This window comes from Niallia sp. CD-39, from assembly GCF_059874745.1.
In genome coordinates this window covers 552584-566714 of record NZ_JCBCPS010000001.1, presented here as the reverse complement: position 1 = coordinate 566714, position 14131 = coordinate 552584, and the positions used below count along the sequence as shown (strand labels likewise).

The 14131-nt window shown below is 36.8% G+C and carries 15 protein-coding genes and 2 riboswitches; of the genes, 13 read left to right on the top strand and 2 right to left on the bottom strand.

The annotated features are described in order from the left end of the window. Positions 1–10: 10 nt before the first annotated feature. From dapF to AC6F34_RS02800, 8 genes are all read left to right on the top strand, one after another. A complete protein-coding gene (gene dapF / locus AC6F34_RS02835) occupies positions 11–973 on the top strand; it encodes a diaminopimelate epimerase (protein ID WP_500768758.1) in 963 nt (320 codons plus the stop codon). Positions 974–1087: 114 nt separating this feature from the next. Continuing rightward, on the top strand, positions 1088–1585 hold the full coding sequence (locus AC6F34_RS02830; RefSeq protein ID WP_500768756.1) for a DinB family protein: 498 nt from the start codon (positions 1088–1090) through the stop codon (positions 1583–1585). A gap of 327 nt (positions 1586–1912) precedes the next feature. After that, a complete protein-coding gene (locus AC6F34_RS02825) occupies positions 1913–2566 on the top strand; it encodes a phosphatase PAP2 family protein (protein WP_500768754.1) in 654 nt (217 codons plus the stop codon). 812 nt (positions 2567–3378) lie between these two features. After that, positions 3379–3461: riboswitch (ZMP/ZTP riboswitch) on the top strand. A gap of 41 nt (positions 3462–3502) precedes the next feature. Beyond that, positions 3503–4363, top strand: a complete 861-nt coding sequence (locus tag AC6F34_RS02820; RefSeq protein WP_500768752.1) for a bifunctional 5,10-methylenetetrahydrofolate dehydrogenase/5,10-methenyltetrahydrofolate cyclohydrolase — start codon at positions 3503–3505, stop codon at positions 4361–4363. 201 nt (positions 4364–4564) lie between these two features. Continuing rightward, positions 4565–4765: a cold-shock protein gene (locus AC6F34_RS02815; RefSeq protein ID WP_500768750.1), complete on the top strand. Its 201-nt coding sequence runs from the start codon at positions 4565–4567 to the stop codon at positions 4763–4765. 601 nt (positions 4766–5366) lie between these two features. After that, on the top strand, positions 5367–6797 hold the full coding sequence (gene cshA, locus AC6F34_RS02810) for a degradosome RNA helicase CshA (RefSeq protein ID WP_500768748.1): 1431 nt from the start codon (positions 5367–5369) through the stop codon (positions 6795–6797). An 87-nt stretch (positions 6798–6884) separates the two neighbouring features. After that, positions 6885–7085 (top strand): cold-shock protein, encoded by a 201-nt coding sequence (locus tag AC6F34_RS02805; RefSeq protein WP_500768746.1) that lies wholly within the window; start codon positions 6885–6887, stop codon positions 7083–7085. A 166-nt stretch (positions 7086–7251) separates the two neighbouring features. Then, a complete protein-coding gene (locus AC6F34_RS02800; protein ID WP_500768744.1) occupies positions 7252–7647 on the top strand; it encodes a cytosolic protein in 396 nt (131 codons plus the stop codon). A 114-nt stretch (positions 7648–7761) separates the two neighbouring features. Here the strand turns inward: AC6F34_RS02800 and AC6F34_RS02795 are convergent, their stop codons facing one another. Continuing rightward, positions 7762–8049 (bottom strand): DUF6509 family protein, encoded by a 288-nt coding sequence (locus tag AC6F34_RS02795; RefSeq protein WP_500768742.1) that lies wholly within the window; start codon positions 8047–8049, stop codon positions 7762–7764. A 266-nt stretch (positions 8050–8315) separates the two neighbouring features. Here AC6F34_RS02795 and AC6F34_RS02790 point away from each other — a divergent pair, with 266 nt between their 5' ends. Further along, on the top strand, positions 8316–8525 hold the full coding sequence (locus AC6F34_RS02790) for a cold-shock protein (protein WP_500768740.1): 210 nt from the start codon (positions 8316–8318) through the stop codon (positions 8523–8525). Positions 8526–8557: 32 nt separating this feature from the next. Here the strand turns inward: AC6F34_RS02790 and AC6F34_RS02785 are convergent, their stop codons facing one another. Beyond that, positions 8558–9622 carry a DUF3900 domain-containing protein gene (locus AC6F34_RS02785; protein WP_500770103.1) on the bottom strand — a complete coding sequence of 355 codons (1065 nt, stop codon included), beginning with the start codon at positions 9620–9622 and terminating at the stop codon, positions 8558–8560. Positions 9623–9783: 161 nt separating this feature from the next. Here AC6F34_RS02785 and AC6F34_RS02780 point away from each other — a divergent pair, with 161 nt between their 5' ends. The 4 genes from AC6F34_RS02780 to AC6F34_RS02765 all read left to right on the top strand — a co-directional run bounded on the left by AC6F34_RS02780 (position 9784) and on the right by AC6F34_RS02765 (position 13820). Continuing rightward, entirely contained in the window at positions 9784–10617 is an 834-nt protein-coding gene (locus tag AC6F34_RS02780) for a hypothetical protein (protein ID WP_500768738.1), read from the top strand. A 101-nt stretch (positions 10618–10718) separates the two neighbouring features. Then, the gene (locus tag AC6F34_RS02775; protein ID WP_500768736.1) at positions 10719–11063 is read left to right on the top strand and encodes a metal-sensitive transcriptional regulator; all 345 of its coding nucleotides are present in this window, start codon (positions 10719–10721) and stop codon (positions 11061–11063) included. Positions 11064–11076: 13 nt separating this feature from the next. Next, a complete protein-coding gene (copZ, locus tag AC6F34_RS02770) occupies positions 11077–11283 on the top strand; it encodes a copper chaperone CopZ (RefSeq protein WP_500768734.1) in 207 nt (68 codons plus the stop codon). A gap of 104 nt (positions 11284–11387) precedes the next feature. Beyond that, a complete protein-coding gene (locus tag AC6F34_RS02765; RefSeq protein ID WP_500768732.1) occupies positions 11388–13820 on the top strand; it encodes a heavy metal translocating P-type ATPase in 2433 nt (810 codons plus the stop codon). Positions 13821–13900: 80 nt separating this feature from the next. Continuing rightward, positions 13901–14082, top strand: a riboswitch (cobalamin riboswitch). Positions 14083–14131: the final 49 nt, after the last annotated feature.

Here is a 14131-nt window from a genome sequence, read left to right as displayed (position 1 = left end):
AGGTTAGGCAATGAGACTCTCATTATTAAAAGTTCATGGATCAGGTAATGACTTTTTTATTATAGATGAAATGGAGCACGATTTTTTATTAACTGACCGTGACCGTGCAAGCTTAGCAATTCTTATCTGCGATCGAAGTTCTAGCTTAGGAGCAGACGGGATTTTATTTGTTAGCAAAAGCGAAGTTGCAGATGCGAAAATGCGCGTATTTAACTCGGATGGGTCAGAAGCTTCTATGTGCGGGAATGGTTTGCGTACGGTTGCACGATATTATTGTGAAAAGGTAAAAAGCGAAGAAGCTGTCATTGAAACGATGAAGGCAAACCTTCGTGTTCAAAAAGCGGAAGAAATTTACCCGGATATGCCTACGTATCAAGTAGAAATATCACCGATTTCGTTCCAACCAGCTGATTTGCCTTTTATGACAAAAGAAGAGAAGCTAGTGAATCAGCCTATACGAGAACTTTCAGATACATTGTTATTTACGACGATGGCAGTTCCGAATCCGCATTTAATTACAATTGTTGAAAGTGAAGATATTCAATCAAACGAGCAGCATGTGATTAGCTCTTATGTAAATGGAGAAAACCCGTTATTTCCAGATGGCGTAAATGTTAGTTTTGTAAAGCAAATGAAAGAGCAAACAATTTATGTCCGTACTTATGAGCGGGGAGTCGGTTATACAAATGCGTGCGGAACAGCTATGTCCGCATCAAGCTATGTAACATGCTTGCTTGGCTTAAATGAAAAAGAACGGCCAATAGATGTATACAATAACGGCGGCAAGGTCCAATGTATCGTACACGATTCCTATATTGAGTTAATAGGAAATGCTACTTTTACTTATCGTGCTGTGATCGAGTGGAGCAATAATGATTTCGAAGTGTTAGAGAAACAGCTGGTCACGGATGAAGAAGAAAACTATGAAAATCTTCAGAAGCATGCAAAAGAAATGGTAGCGAGGTTCGTTTAGAAAGTAAGTTCATAATGTTAAATCAGATGCATCCTATGTGAATTTTAACAAAAGGATGCATCTTTTTGTTATGCTAATTTTAGAAAAAAATGACTGCTTATGAGGGGGAAGAGAATGAAAGCGTATTTTACATACAATTGGCTAATTAGAGATGAGTGGTATGAATGGTGTGAGCTGCTTGAGGAGGAAGAATTGGTAAAAAAGAGAACAGGAGGTGTTGGTAGTATACTTGCAACTCTTCTTCACGTCGTTGACGTTGAATGGAGCTGGATTCGTCGATTACAAGGAAAAGACGACCCACAAGAAGATTTTCATAAGTATATGAGCATTCAACAAATCAAAGGATTAGATGATAGGTATAGAGAGGAGGTTCGGGATTTTGTTCATAAATGGAAAGATGAGATGGAAGATCACCTTTATGAAGTGAAACTACCGAATGGTTCTGTTGACATAGATACATGGGGTGAAGTCATGCGACATATTGTTGTTCACGAAATTCATCATATTGGGCAACTTTCAGTATGGGCGAGAGAAATTGGAATTGAGCCGGTGTCTGCGAACTTTATTGGACGTGGCATAAGAGGGAAGTCAGGGAAAGGAATATTTTCATGATTAAGCTCCTTCTAACTTTCATTCTAATCGTTTTGTGGAGTTCAGTCTTAATTGTAGCGTTAACGATGCAACGCTCGTTAGTGAGGTTAGACAATAATGAAACCATTCCTAAGACAAAAATAAATACTTTAAAAATGAGTGTAAAAAAAATCCTTCCTCTCACAGTAATTGCTACAATTTTTTCAATAATCGTAGCACTTGTTTAATCTAGTTTATATCACACGATGAATTTTTGTGATGAAACGGATTTGTCTGCTCTTCTTCAGGGTATACTTCAAAGAATTCGTGCAAACCTTTACGATTACAACTTGAAGAGGATGTTTTTTAATGAAGAAAGAAGAAAGAGCTTTTAAGATTGTATCAGTAGATAGTGCAATTATTGTGCTTTTCTTGCTTGTGTTTTACGTGTTTGCAAAAACAATAAACCGTGACCAATTGATTTTGTTTGATGCAGTAACGATTGACTATGTGCAATCGTTTGTTTCCCCAACATTAACAACCATTATTGAGTGGATCACTTTTTTTGGATCAGTACTTTGGCTTTTTTTGGCGGTGGTTATTGGATCCGTTATTTTATGGATTAAGAAAAAATACGAGTTGGCGATTTTCCTTGCTTTTTCATCTGCTTTAGGGGGCATCTTTAATTATGTTCTTAAGTGGATTTTTAAACGGGAACGACCTGATATCGAGCCAATAATAAATGCAGGTGGCTATAGTTTTCCAAGTGGACATTCAATGGGGTCGATGATATTTTACGGAGCTATTTTGTTCATCATCCTTCGACTCATCGAAAAACGGATCTATAAACAGCTCTCAGTGATGTTATTGACTTTTATTATCCTCCTTATCGGCTTAAGTCGTATCTATTTAGGTGTACATTATCCGAGTGATGTCATTGCTGGCTTTTCAGCAGGAATAATTTGGTTGGTTGTATGTATTATAGGCTATAGATATTTGGTGGGAAGAAGGGGGAGAAACTAAGAAATCATAAATTAACAGCAAATTCAACCTCTAGTTTGGAAGATAGGGTAGACTTTCTATCATTTCAAGAAGAGATGAATCTAAGGACATTGATCTAATAGAATTATATGCCGCTAAAAAGCAAATTTGAGGATGAAATACATCTCATACTTTTGTGAAAGGTGTATAGTATTGACAATTCATTAAAAATGTTGTAAGATGATATCTTATTGTATTTGAGTTACGCGGTGAAGGCTGTTATCCATTGTGCTAACGGCTTTTTATTTGCATAAGGTGACTCTTTTAAAAGACAGTCATTTAGATGAAATAAGTTACGAATGAAATATGTGGACCAACAATAGATGTTGATTTCCTTCTTAATTATGATTGGAACCATGATTAGAAAAACGAACGGTGTGAGAACACTTTGTTTTTCAGCTCTTCATCAATTAACCCAATGGAATGCTCCTCCAACAGTTATTTTGAAACTGTCCTCAAAAAATTAAATTCAACAAAGAGTTACTTTTAACAGATTAAGCAATCCTGATTCGATCTGGCGCAGCCACGGAGCTGCAGAGATGAAAGAGAGGTAGGGCTTTCGTTGTTTTAGGTAATAAATAGTAATTAATCAACTCAAATATAAAAGGGCAGGGAATGCATTGGTGCATTCCCTGCCTTCTATTTATACTTTCATAAAGGATTTCAATTGTTGTTTTACCTTAAAAAACTCATTTCATGAATAAATGTGTATTTTTTATAACAAAATAGCAATATCCGAACATTAGATAGTTTAATTATTGAAGCATATGTGTTTTGTGGTATAATTTAATTGAATAAATCGCAGTGACTGACGACGATGCGGAACTGACCGCTGGGGAGCTGCGTCTATGTATAGCCGGTCGTCTGGGCAGGGAAAGTATATCTCTTTCTCTTTTCATATTAACTGGAGGGAAATACATGGAAACAAAACAAATTTTAGACGGCAATGTAGTAGCAGCAAAAGTAAAGGACCGCTTAAAAGGGAGAATTGCTGCCTTAAAGGAGCAAGGAATTCAACCATGTTTAGCAACGATTCTAGTTGGGGAAGATCCTTCTTCAGAAACGTATGTACGAATGAAAGGCAACGCTTGTGAAAATCTTGGTATTGCCTCGATGAGAATCCATATGGACAAAGACATTACAACAGATACGTTGCTAGCAAAAATTGCTGAATTAAACGAAAACCCAAATGTACATGGAATTTTACTTCAACATCCAGTCCCATCTCATATTGATGAAAGAAGAGCATTCGAGGCGATAGCAATAGAGAAGGATGTGGATGGAGTGACGAGCTTAGGCTACGGGCAAACTGCATTTGGTTTCGGGTTGTTTCCTTCATGTACACCTGCTGCGATTATGGAGATTATGGACCATTACAACATTTCTGCAGAAGGGAAGCATGCTGTAGTTATTGGAAGAAGTCCTATCTTAGGTAAACCGGTTTCTGCATTGCTTTTAAATCGTAATGCAACGGTAACGACTTGTCATTCCTATACGAAGGATCTACCAAAGTACTTAAAAGACGCAGATATTGTCATTGCTGCTGTAGGTAAGCCAAGCTTTGTTCAAGGTGAATGGCTAAAAGATGGCGTCATTCTTTTAGACGCTGGATACAATAAAGGCAATATTGGCGATGCTGACTACAACAGCTGTTTTGAAAAATCGGCTGCAATTACTCCAGTTCCAGGTGGGGTAGGACCAGTCACAATTTCAATGCTATTGAAGCATACCGTTTTGGCAGCCGAAAAGTATGGACAAAAAAAAGTAGCAGTGTCGTAAATAAATAATTTGACTAATGCTACTGAATCAAGTAATATAAACGTAACGCTGTAAAGTACGTTATATATTTTTTGGATAAGTAGTCGTAACTGCAATGAGATGTAGGCGATCTTTAATCCTCATTTCATAAGTTGCGACTTTTTTATTGTTAAGTTATATAATTATCGTTATAGTGTAACACATTTTTGGAGGTATAAACACATGAATACAGGTAAAGTAAAATGGTTTAATGCAGAAAAAGGATTCGGATTCATCGAAACAGCAGAAGGACAAGACGTATTCGTACACTTCTCTGCAATTCAATCTGAAGGTTTCAAAACTTTAGAAGAAGGTCAAGAAGTTACTTTTGAAATCGTTGAAGGTAACCGTGGACCACAAGCTTCTAACGTTTCTAAAGCGTAAGTAAAGCTATTAGAGGTGATGCATACCATACATGCATCACCTTTTTTAAAGCAATTAAGTCAGTAAATCTCTATAAGGGTGTCAATCATAATTCTAGTAAAAACTAGCGGGCATAAAACTGCGTAAGGTTCGAAAACTAGAAATGAAAAAAATGCACACTACATGTGGTCATTCGTCTCGGTTACAAGCATTGATTCATCGTACCTATCCGTCTTTATGTAGAAAAAAGTTGAACGAAGGTGCATCTCACCAAGAAAAGAAGATGAAACATAATACGGCCTTAGTTAGCCTCACATGATGATTCATTCCCCCATCAGTTGGTTATTGCTTGAATGTCAAGGGTCGTTCTTATCGTTCGTAGGCAAGCGTTGAAGAAAGCTTACTGTCTATGAGAAGAGAATAGATTTTATTCCTTTTAAATGAAAATTAATTCATAATTGATGAATTGCTTCATAAAAATCTTCTTCATTCTTCAAATTGAACTCCACATGTATGAAAATGATTATCCACAAAGTACTTAGATACATCCTTTTCCTATAATAGAGAAGTATATAACAGTAGAGAAAAGTAATTTTGTAAAGTTTCAAGGAGGAAATTAGTTTTGACAACATTTTCAGATTTTGGTTTAAGTAAAGAGTTAACTACAGCATTATCAAATATGGGCTTTGAAGAGCCTACACCTATTCAAGCACAAGCAATACCGATTGCATTAACAGGTAAGGATATGATTGGTCAAGCACAGACTGGTACTGGAAAGACAACTGCTTTTGGCGTACCTATGCTTGAGAAAATTGACGTAAATGGTGGCTTACAAGGGCTTGTAATTGCTCCAACACGTGAGCTTGCAGTTCAAGTTGCAGAAGAATTGAACCGCATCGGACAAGTTAAAGGAATTCGTACATTGCCAATTTACGGAGGTCAGGATATTACCCGTCAAATTCGTGCATTGAAAAAAAGACCACAAATTATTGCGGCAACTCCAGGTCGTTTAATTGATCATATCGAAAGAAGAACAATTCGCTTGGGTGATATTCAAACAGCGATTCTTGATGAAGCAGATGAAATGTTAAACATGGGCTTTATTGAAGACATTGAGCGCATTTTAAGTGAGATCAAAGGTCAAAGACAAACGCTTCTTTTCTCAGCAACAATGCCGAAACGAATTCAATCATTAGCTGAAAAGTTCATGCAAGAACCTGCACTAGTTAAAGTAAAAGCGAAAGAAATGACAGTGCGTAATATTGAACAGCATTATATGGAAGTTCATGAAAAGCAAAAGTTTGATGTTCTTTGCAGCCTTCTTGATATTCAATCACCAGAGCTTGCGATTGTGTTTGGTCGTACGAAGAAGCGTGTTGATGAAGTTGTTGAAGGATTAATGAAGCGTGGCTATTCTGCTGAAGGTATCCATGGCGATATTCCTCAAGCAAAAAGAGACCAGGTAATCCGTCGATTCAAAGAGCAATCAATTGATATTATGGTAGCAACAGATGTTGCGGCACGTGGATTGGATATTTCGGGGGTAACACATGTGTATAACTTCGATATTCCGCAAGATCCTGAAAGCTATGTACACCGAATTGGTCGTACTGGTCGAGCTGGTAAACAAGGAATCGCGGTTACATTTGTCTCGCCAAGAGAACTTGATCATTTAAAAGTAATTGAGTCAGTAACAAAGAGCAAAATGGTGAAAAAAGCTGTCCCTTCATTTAAAGATGTATTAGAAGGTAATAAGCAAGCGACGATTCAAAAATTATTGAATGTAATTGAAAACAACGAGCATGCTGACTTTAAAATGATCGCGGAAAATCTAATCGATGAAGCGGATTCGGTAACATTATTAGCTGCAGCTCTGAAGTTGTTAACAAAAGATCCTGATGTAACACCAGTAAAACTTTCTGCAATTGAGCCATTAAGATCTAAAAAGACAAAGTCATTCTCGAGAGATCGCAAGCGTTACAACGACCGTTCAAGAGGACAAAATCGTGATCGCCGTGATCGTAGAGAAAGAACTCGAAAAAAATCGAATTAATCCCTTATAATTTTTAGCTTTTTTACCCATATTAGTAAATGCAGAATAAAATTCTGTTATTTAGTGATAGTAGGAGGAAAAAAGGAAATGCAAACAGGTAGAGTCAAATGGTTTAACGCTGAAAAAGGCTTCGGTTTTATCGAAGTTGACAATGGAGACGATGTATTCGTACATTTTTCTGCCATTCAATCTGATGGATTCAAAACATTAGAAGAAGGCCAAGAAGTCCAATTTGACATAGAAGACGGCCAACGTGGCCCCCAAGCTGTTAATGTAACGAAACAGTAGGAGGGAAAAAGTGTGTAAGCGAGCTTAAAAAAATTAAGCACGCTTACCCTTTTTTTGTTGTACTGGTAATTCTCTATGTGAAGAATAGGAAAGTGTATAAAGTGACAACATGATACATAAATGTTATGTTTTTAATGAATGATTTTATAACTGGAGTGAATAAATAATGAAGCAATTTACAGTGGATTTTCATAAAGAGGATCAAGTGAGTCAGATGGTTGTGAATAAATTAGCAGAGGATGATTTTGAGCGTTTGACAGCAGGTGGAACAAGACAGTTATTTGAACTTGATACTAATATTGGTTATTTTGTGTTTTTTGATGCTGAAGATAATAATAACAATGAATCTTATATGATTTTGCATTATGAAGGAGAGAGCGAAGAACCGAATGGCTGTTATTCATTTGGTTTAAAGGACTTCTATCAGTTTACTGCCCTTTATTTAAATGATCTTCAGTTTATCGAGGCTGGTGTAGATGACGAAGAAGCTTACACGCCAATTCATCATCTAGCACACTTAATGCATCACATCATTGAAGATGGCAATAAAGTAACTGTTTAAAATGAAATAGCCAGACGTATGCCTGGCTATGAGATTGTAGACAAAGTCGATTTCTGGCTTTGTCTACATGTTTATAGAGGACTTTGTTTGGCAACGGTCTGAGCATTAACCGAGCTATTCAGCGTTTTTACAGTTCTCTAAGCAAAAGGCTTGGACAATCTCAATCTCATCATCTTCAAGTTCGAAGTCGAGGTGGTCGCCGTTAACATTTTGAAAGTGGTGATTTAAGATTTTGCCCTGATCTTGATTAACACTAAACAGAACACGCAATGTTACTCCGTTCTCATCGAACAATTCATCTTCCTCATCAACCTCTATATCTAGAAAAAATTCAAACCTCTGCCCAATAAGAATTCCGGTAGGGTCTTTAATTTCTTCAATTGTGTAGCTTACAATTTCCATCTGTGTCGCTTCATCCTTTCGAGCAAATTAATAATTGCTTTCTTCGTTCACTTTATTATACCTATAATCTTTGAAAAAAGAAGGGGCAGCAACAAAATGGATATACTTTTGACCAAACAGGAAAAATGTGTTATACTAATAATAGTAAAAATAGAGATTATCCAATGAGAAAACACTTGTTATGTGGCGTTGATGAATGCATCCCTAAATAACGAGTGGTTTTTATTTATGAACCGTTGGTATAATTCTCCAGGAGGTGCCTGTATATGGCAATGGGTTTTGGCCGTAAAAATACGGAAGAAATTAAGACTGAAGAAGTGAAGGTTTGGGAATGTAGTGCAGACGACTGTAATTGTTGGGTTAGAGATAACTTCAAAAGCAGCGAAACACCTAAATGCCCAATTTGCAGCAGTGACATGAAAGAAACGACTCGTGAACTTCAAGTTGTAAACAATAATAGCATATTCTCTAGATAGAACGATAAGAGTTCCCATTGAAATGGGGACTCTTATTCCTTTTCATTTAATCTCTGAATTACTTCTGCTAGCTCATCAGGCTTATAAAACTCAATAGGGCTAACATCTTTATCAAACTCAATCGATTCCGCTTCAATCAATAGCACATATTTTCCTCTTAATTTTCCTATATGAACTGTTTCGCCAAAATCAGCTAATGGTGCTTTCAAAGTTGCTTTTCCTAAAGTTATTTTCATTTGCGCCTCAGGAGAATGCTCGATGATTTGAGAAGTAGCCTCCATTACCTGCTCAGTTGAGAACCGTTCTTGAATTTCTCGTTTTTCACTAGCTTCCCATATTTCAAGCGAATCTTCGAATTGTTTCCATTCAGTCTCGTTTTCACCAAACTCTTCTTGTGCGTGCTCTTGAACGATTTGTATTACTTGAGATTTCATCACCTCGGGCAACGTATCTTCATACTCTACATATTTCAGAAAATCTTCAAAATACCTTGAATGTGAAGATTGATGGATTTTAAGTGCTTCATGCTCAACAATGCCTTCTTCTGGCATATAAGGATACTGTATCGATTTCATATTCTTTGTCGTAATAGCCATTTCGACATTTTTAATAAATTGTTTTTCATCAGAAATGGTTGCTACCTTCTGTTCAAAATCACATTTCATAATGAAAAGAAACATTTCATCGAAATATTTATCAAGTTTAGCGGTAGCTACAATAAAGGCCCCACCACGTACGGATGTAGCTTCAATATATTCTTGAACAATTTGATCGCTGCATTCATGAAACGCATTAAGTGAATCTGCATTTCTTGTCTTATTAAATAAGTTGTAATTCCTATTAGATCCAAGATCATAATTTTCTTCGATCACAAATTGCCCTATCTTTGTAGGAGCATTTGAAGACTTCGGATGCCTATCGACCTTCCTTTTTGTAATACGCATAAACTCTCCGTCTAAAAATTCCTTTAAAGGATTCGTTTCATAGCTTTCACGGTCGAGTGTGTTAAACTTCTTTATTGATTTTGAAGCACTTTGATTTTCATTTTCACTTGACTCAATTACATAAAACGAAAGGTATTCTATTAAAAAATCGATGGTGCTCACCTACATTTCTACTTTTAACTCTTATCAAGTATAAAGAATGTAGAAAGTAACCGTCAATATGTCCGTCCTTTTTGTATGGGATCTGCTTGTTTGAAGTAAAATAAACAGAGCTTAATCTAGATATTACTCTTATAATTATTGGAAGTGAGCGAATGGGCAATACCATTGCTTATGCAATGATCGCAATCATCAGTTTAGGAATTTTTTACTTTGTATATAAGAAGACTGACTTTAGACATAGTTTAGCGGTCTATTTTTTTTCAACTGGACTTGCATTTATTATGGAGTACTTTGTATTAATCATTGGAAATGGATATGCCTATTACCCCAATGTATTTGCAGATCACTGGTATGATAACACTGTTGGGTCAAGCATGTCGCAAGCTTTGTTTATACCGAGTGTTCTGGTTTTCATAGCGGCTTTCCGTGTTCGAATGCGTTATTGTTTGATAATTCTTACGCTCATTTTTTGCATCGAGGAGCTGTTCGTATACGCTGGACTATATGAGCATCATTGGTGGAATAGCTTTATTACAGTATTCGTCATATTTATCTCTATATTCGTTATTAAGAAATGGAGAGAATTAGTTGAACGAAAAATTTATATTGTTCGATTTATAACTATGTATATGGCGACGACTGTAATTTTCCAAGGTATTACAATAAACCTACAAGCCTTCTTTAATACACATACTTATTATCTAAATTTATTTACAGATGTAACTAGAAGTAGCATAGTTGTCAATACAGCTTATTGGATGATGTATTCTCTTTTGTTATCAATCGTTTTACTAGATTTTTTTAATAAAAAGCAACTAATCCTTTTGGTTTTTTTAGATGTTTTCATAAATCTTTCTCTTGTTCATGCCGGTATTCTTGTTTTTAACAAAGTATGGTATATTTTGGCATCACCGATGATTCTACTATTAGGCTTGATAGTTCTGAAAAAACTCGAACGATATATGTTTTCACATTTTGCGAAGTGAATTTTTTGTGAAAAGTACGAAAGAATCTGACGACATGTAACATTTATCACTTTACATACTGTATGGGGGTATATTATTATGGTGTGGAAGGAGGCTTGTAAATGAACTTGGATACCGAAAAAGATGTTAGTTCCTTTGAAGATGAGCATTGTGCCGTTCATTCTGATCGAAAAAGTCATCATTCAGATAAAGTAAAAAAGAACCTTGTGACAAGATTAAATCGTATTGAAGGTCAAATACGTGGCATTAAGGGACTTATAGAAAAAGATACGTATTGTGATGATGTCATTACTCAAATATCAGCGACACAATCCGCTTTAAATAGCGTTGCTAAATTACTTTTAGAAGGTCACTTGAAGGGATGCGTCGTCGATCGATTAAACGAAGGTGATGATGAAGTTTTAGATGAATTTCTCGTGACCGTGCAAAAGTTAATGAAAAAATAGGGAGTTGAGAGAGATGGAACAAGTAACATTAAAGGTAAATGGAATGTCATGTGGTCATTGTGTAAAAGCAGTGGAAGGAAGCGTTGGAGATTTAAGTGGAGTAGTAGAAGTAAAGGTACATTTAGAAACGGGTTCAGTTGATGTCCAATTTGACAGTAGCAAAGTTACGGTAGCAGAGATTAAAGAAACAATTGATGACCAAGGATATGATGTGGAGTAACGGGGGTGTGGAAACACATTCCTCTCATTTCTTTATTTATATGTTAAAATAGGGTGGTAGGGTATGGTATATTTATTATTATTGTTGAAATAGAGGTGAATAGATTGACATCAAAAGGGTTGGAACAACTACATGTACAAATTAGTGGAATGACATGTGCGGCATGTTCATCAAGAATTGAAAAGAGCTTAAACAAACTAGATGGCGTAAACGAAGCGAATGTCAATTTGGCATTGGAGAAGGCTACGATTTCATATGATAAGGAAAAATTATCTGAAAAAGACCTGGAAGAACGAATTGTGAAACTAGGATACGAAGTTGTTTTTGAAAGAAAAGACTTTGCGATAAGTGGAATGACATGCGCAGCATGCTCATCAAGAATTGAAAAAGTGTTGAATAAGATGCCAGGAATTAAGAATGCCTCAATCAATCTTGCGCTAGAAACTGGGACAATAGAATATAACCAAGAGGAAGTTTCCATTCATGATATTACGAAGAAAATTGATCAACTTGGTTATAAAGCGAAAGAAAAATCTGATAATCAGCTAGAGGAAGTCGATCATCGACAGAAAGAACTTAAAAGGCAGAAACAAAAATTTATATTCTCTGCAATCTTCTCTATTCCATTATTATGGACAATGGTTGGTCATTTTGAATTTACATCATCTTTATACGTCCCTGATGTGCTGATGAACCCATGGGTACAAATGCTACTGGCTACACCTGTTCAGTTTATAATTGGCTGGCAATTTTATGTTGGTGCATATAAAGCGTTGCGAAATGCGAGTGCGAATATGGATGTGCTAGTTGCCCTCGGAACTTCTGCAGCCTATTTTTACAGTGTATTTTTAGCGGTTCAATCCAGTGGTGTACATGTGCACGATGGGCATATGGTTGATTTGTATTTTGAAACGAGCGCTATTATTATTACACTAATCATATTAGGAAAGTTGTTTGAGGCTCGAGCTAAAGGTCGTTCTTCAGATGCGATTAAGAAGCTAATGGGGTTACAAGCAAAAAAAGCAACCGTTTTAAGAGCGGGTGAAGAATTGATCATTCCGCTAGAAGAAGTGGTAGTCGGCGATCTTATATCAATAAGACCCGGAGAAAAGATCCCAGTAGATGGAATTATTGTTGAGGGATATACAGCAATTGATGAATCGATGTTGACAGGAGAAAGTACTCCTGTTGATAAGAAGAATGGTGACTCAGTAATCGGAGCAACAATCAATAAAAATGGATTTATAAAAGTAGAAGCGACAAAAGTTGGAAAAGAAACGGCCATTGCACAAATCATTAAGATTGTGGAAGATGCTCAGGGAAGTAAAGCTCCAATACAGAGGCTTGCTGATAAAATATCAGGTATTTTTGTTCCAATAGTTGTGGTGATAGCTTTATTAACTTTTATCATATGGATCAGCTTTGTAACCCCAGGTGACATTGCACCAGCACTAGAAAGCATGATTGCGGTGCTTGTGATTGCCTGCCCCTGTGCACTTGGACTTGCAACACCAACATCGATTATGGCTGGCTCAGGACGTGCTGCTGAATACGGTGTGCTCTATAAAGGCGGAGAGCATTTAGAACTAACACATAAAATTGATACAGTCATACTTGATAAAACAGGAACTGTTACGAATGGCAAACCAGTTTTGACAGACCAATTTGTTTTTGGAAAGTGGTCAGTAGAGCAATTCCTCCAAATGGTTGCCTCTGTTGAACAGCAATCAGAACACCCGCTAGCACAAGCAATCGTCATCGGTGCTAAAGAACAAGGAATTACCTTAGTGTCAGTTGAGGATTTTCAAGCGATTCCAGGTTACGGAGTCCGGGCAACAGTGAAAGGAAGCGACGTTCTTGTTGGTACAAGAAAGTTAATGATTGAGAACGGCCTTGAAGTGAAGTTATTCGAAGAGCAGATGGAAGTGCTAGAGAACAAGGGGAAAACAGCAATGTTTGCTAGTGTGGATGGAGAAATAACCGGAATTGTTGCAGTTGCGGATACTGTGAAAGAAACATCTAAGAGTGCAATTAAACGTTTGAAGGAACTTGGTTTAGATGTATATATGATCACTGGAGACAATGAGCGTACAGCAAGAGCGATTTCAGAAGAAGTGGGCATCGATCATTCGATTGCAGAAGTTCTGCCAGAAGAAAAAGCTTTACATGTGAAAAAACTTCAAGAACAAGGAAAGTTTGTAGCGATGGTAGGAGATGGAATCAATGATGCGCCAGCACTTGCAGTTGCGGATATCGGGATGGCGATCGGTACCGGAACAGATGTAGCGATGGAAGCTGCAGATATTACATTGATGCGTGGTGATCTAAACAGCATTGCTGATGCAATCATTCTAAGTAAAAAAACGATTCGGAATATTAAACAGAACTTGTTCTGGGCGTTCGGATATAATACAATGGGAATTCCGATTGCTGCTGCAGGATTTTTAGCTCCATGGGTAGCTGGTGCAGCAATGGCATTTAGCTCAGTTTCAGTCGTTTTAAATGCTCTTCGTTTACAAAAAGTAAAACTTAAGTAGAAGCTAGTTATTGTATTCTTTTTTTGGATATGCTAGAATTACATCAATATATTGTGTTATTAGACAATATGGTAAACTATATATGGAATGGTTGTTATTGGTGCCTAAAGAGGCTTAATAGGGAATTCGGTGAGAAACCGAAGCTGTCCCCGCAACTGTAAATGCTGATGAAAAGAGCAAACCACTGTGATAAGAATCACGGGAAGGGCTTTTAGTAAGGTGAAGCATGAGCCAGGAGACCTGCCAAAACAACCAAAAGTTTCGATTCTTCGGGGGGTAAGAAGTTGAAGCGATAGATGAGGAATAAGAAT

Excerpts from the sequence above, each read along its gene's own strand:
- copZ (WP_500768734.1), top strand. The coding sequence starts at position 11,077 with ATGGAACAAGTAACATTAAAGGTAAATGGAATGTCATGTGGTCATTGT.
- AC6F34_RS02795 (WP_500768742.1), bottom strand. The coding sequence starts at position 8,049 with ATGGAAATTGTAAGCTACACAATTGAAGAAATTAAAGACCCTACCGGA.
- AC6F34_RS02830 (WP_500768756.1), top strand. The coding sequence starts at position 1,088 with ATGAAAGCGTATTTTACATACAATTGGCTAATTAGAGATGAGTGGTAT.
- AC6F34_RS02825 (WP_500768754.1), top strand. The coding sequence starts at position 1,913 with ATGAAGAAAGAAGAAAGAGCTTTTAAGATTGTATCAGTAGATAGTGCA.
- AC6F34_RS02790 (WP_500768740.1), top strand. The coding sequence starts at position 8,316 with ATGGCAATGGGTTTTGGCCGTAAAAATACGGAAGAAATTAAGACTGAA.
- dapF (WP_500768758.1), top strand. The coding sequence starts at position 11 with ATGAGACTCTCATTATTAAAAGTTCATGGATCAGGTAATGACTTTTTT.
- AC6F34_RS02805 (WP_500768746.1), top strand. The coding sequence starts at position 6,885 with ATGCAAACAGGTAGAGTCAAATGGTTTAACGCTGAAAAAGGCTTCGGT.
- AC6F34_RS02820 (WP_500768752.1), top strand. The coding sequence starts at position 3,503 with ATGGAAACAAAACAAATTTTAGACGGCAATGTAGTAGCAGCAAAAGTA.
- AC6F34_RS02815 (WP_500768750.1), top strand. The coding sequence starts at position 4,565 with ATGAATACAGGTAAAGTAAAATGGTTTAATGCAGAAAAAGGATTCGGA.
- AC6F34_RS02800 (WP_500768744.1), top strand. The coding sequence starts at position 7,252 with ATGAAGCAATTTACAGTGGATTTTCATAAAGAGGATCAAGTGAGTCAG.
- AC6F34_RS02780 (WP_500768738.1), top strand. The coding sequence starts at position 9,784 with ATGGGCAATACCATTGCTTATGCAATGATCGCAATCATCAGTTTAGGA.
- AC6F34_RS02775 (WP_500768736.1), top strand. The coding sequence starts at position 10,719 with ATGAACTTGGATACCGAAAAAGATGTTAGTTCCTTTGAAGATGAGCAT.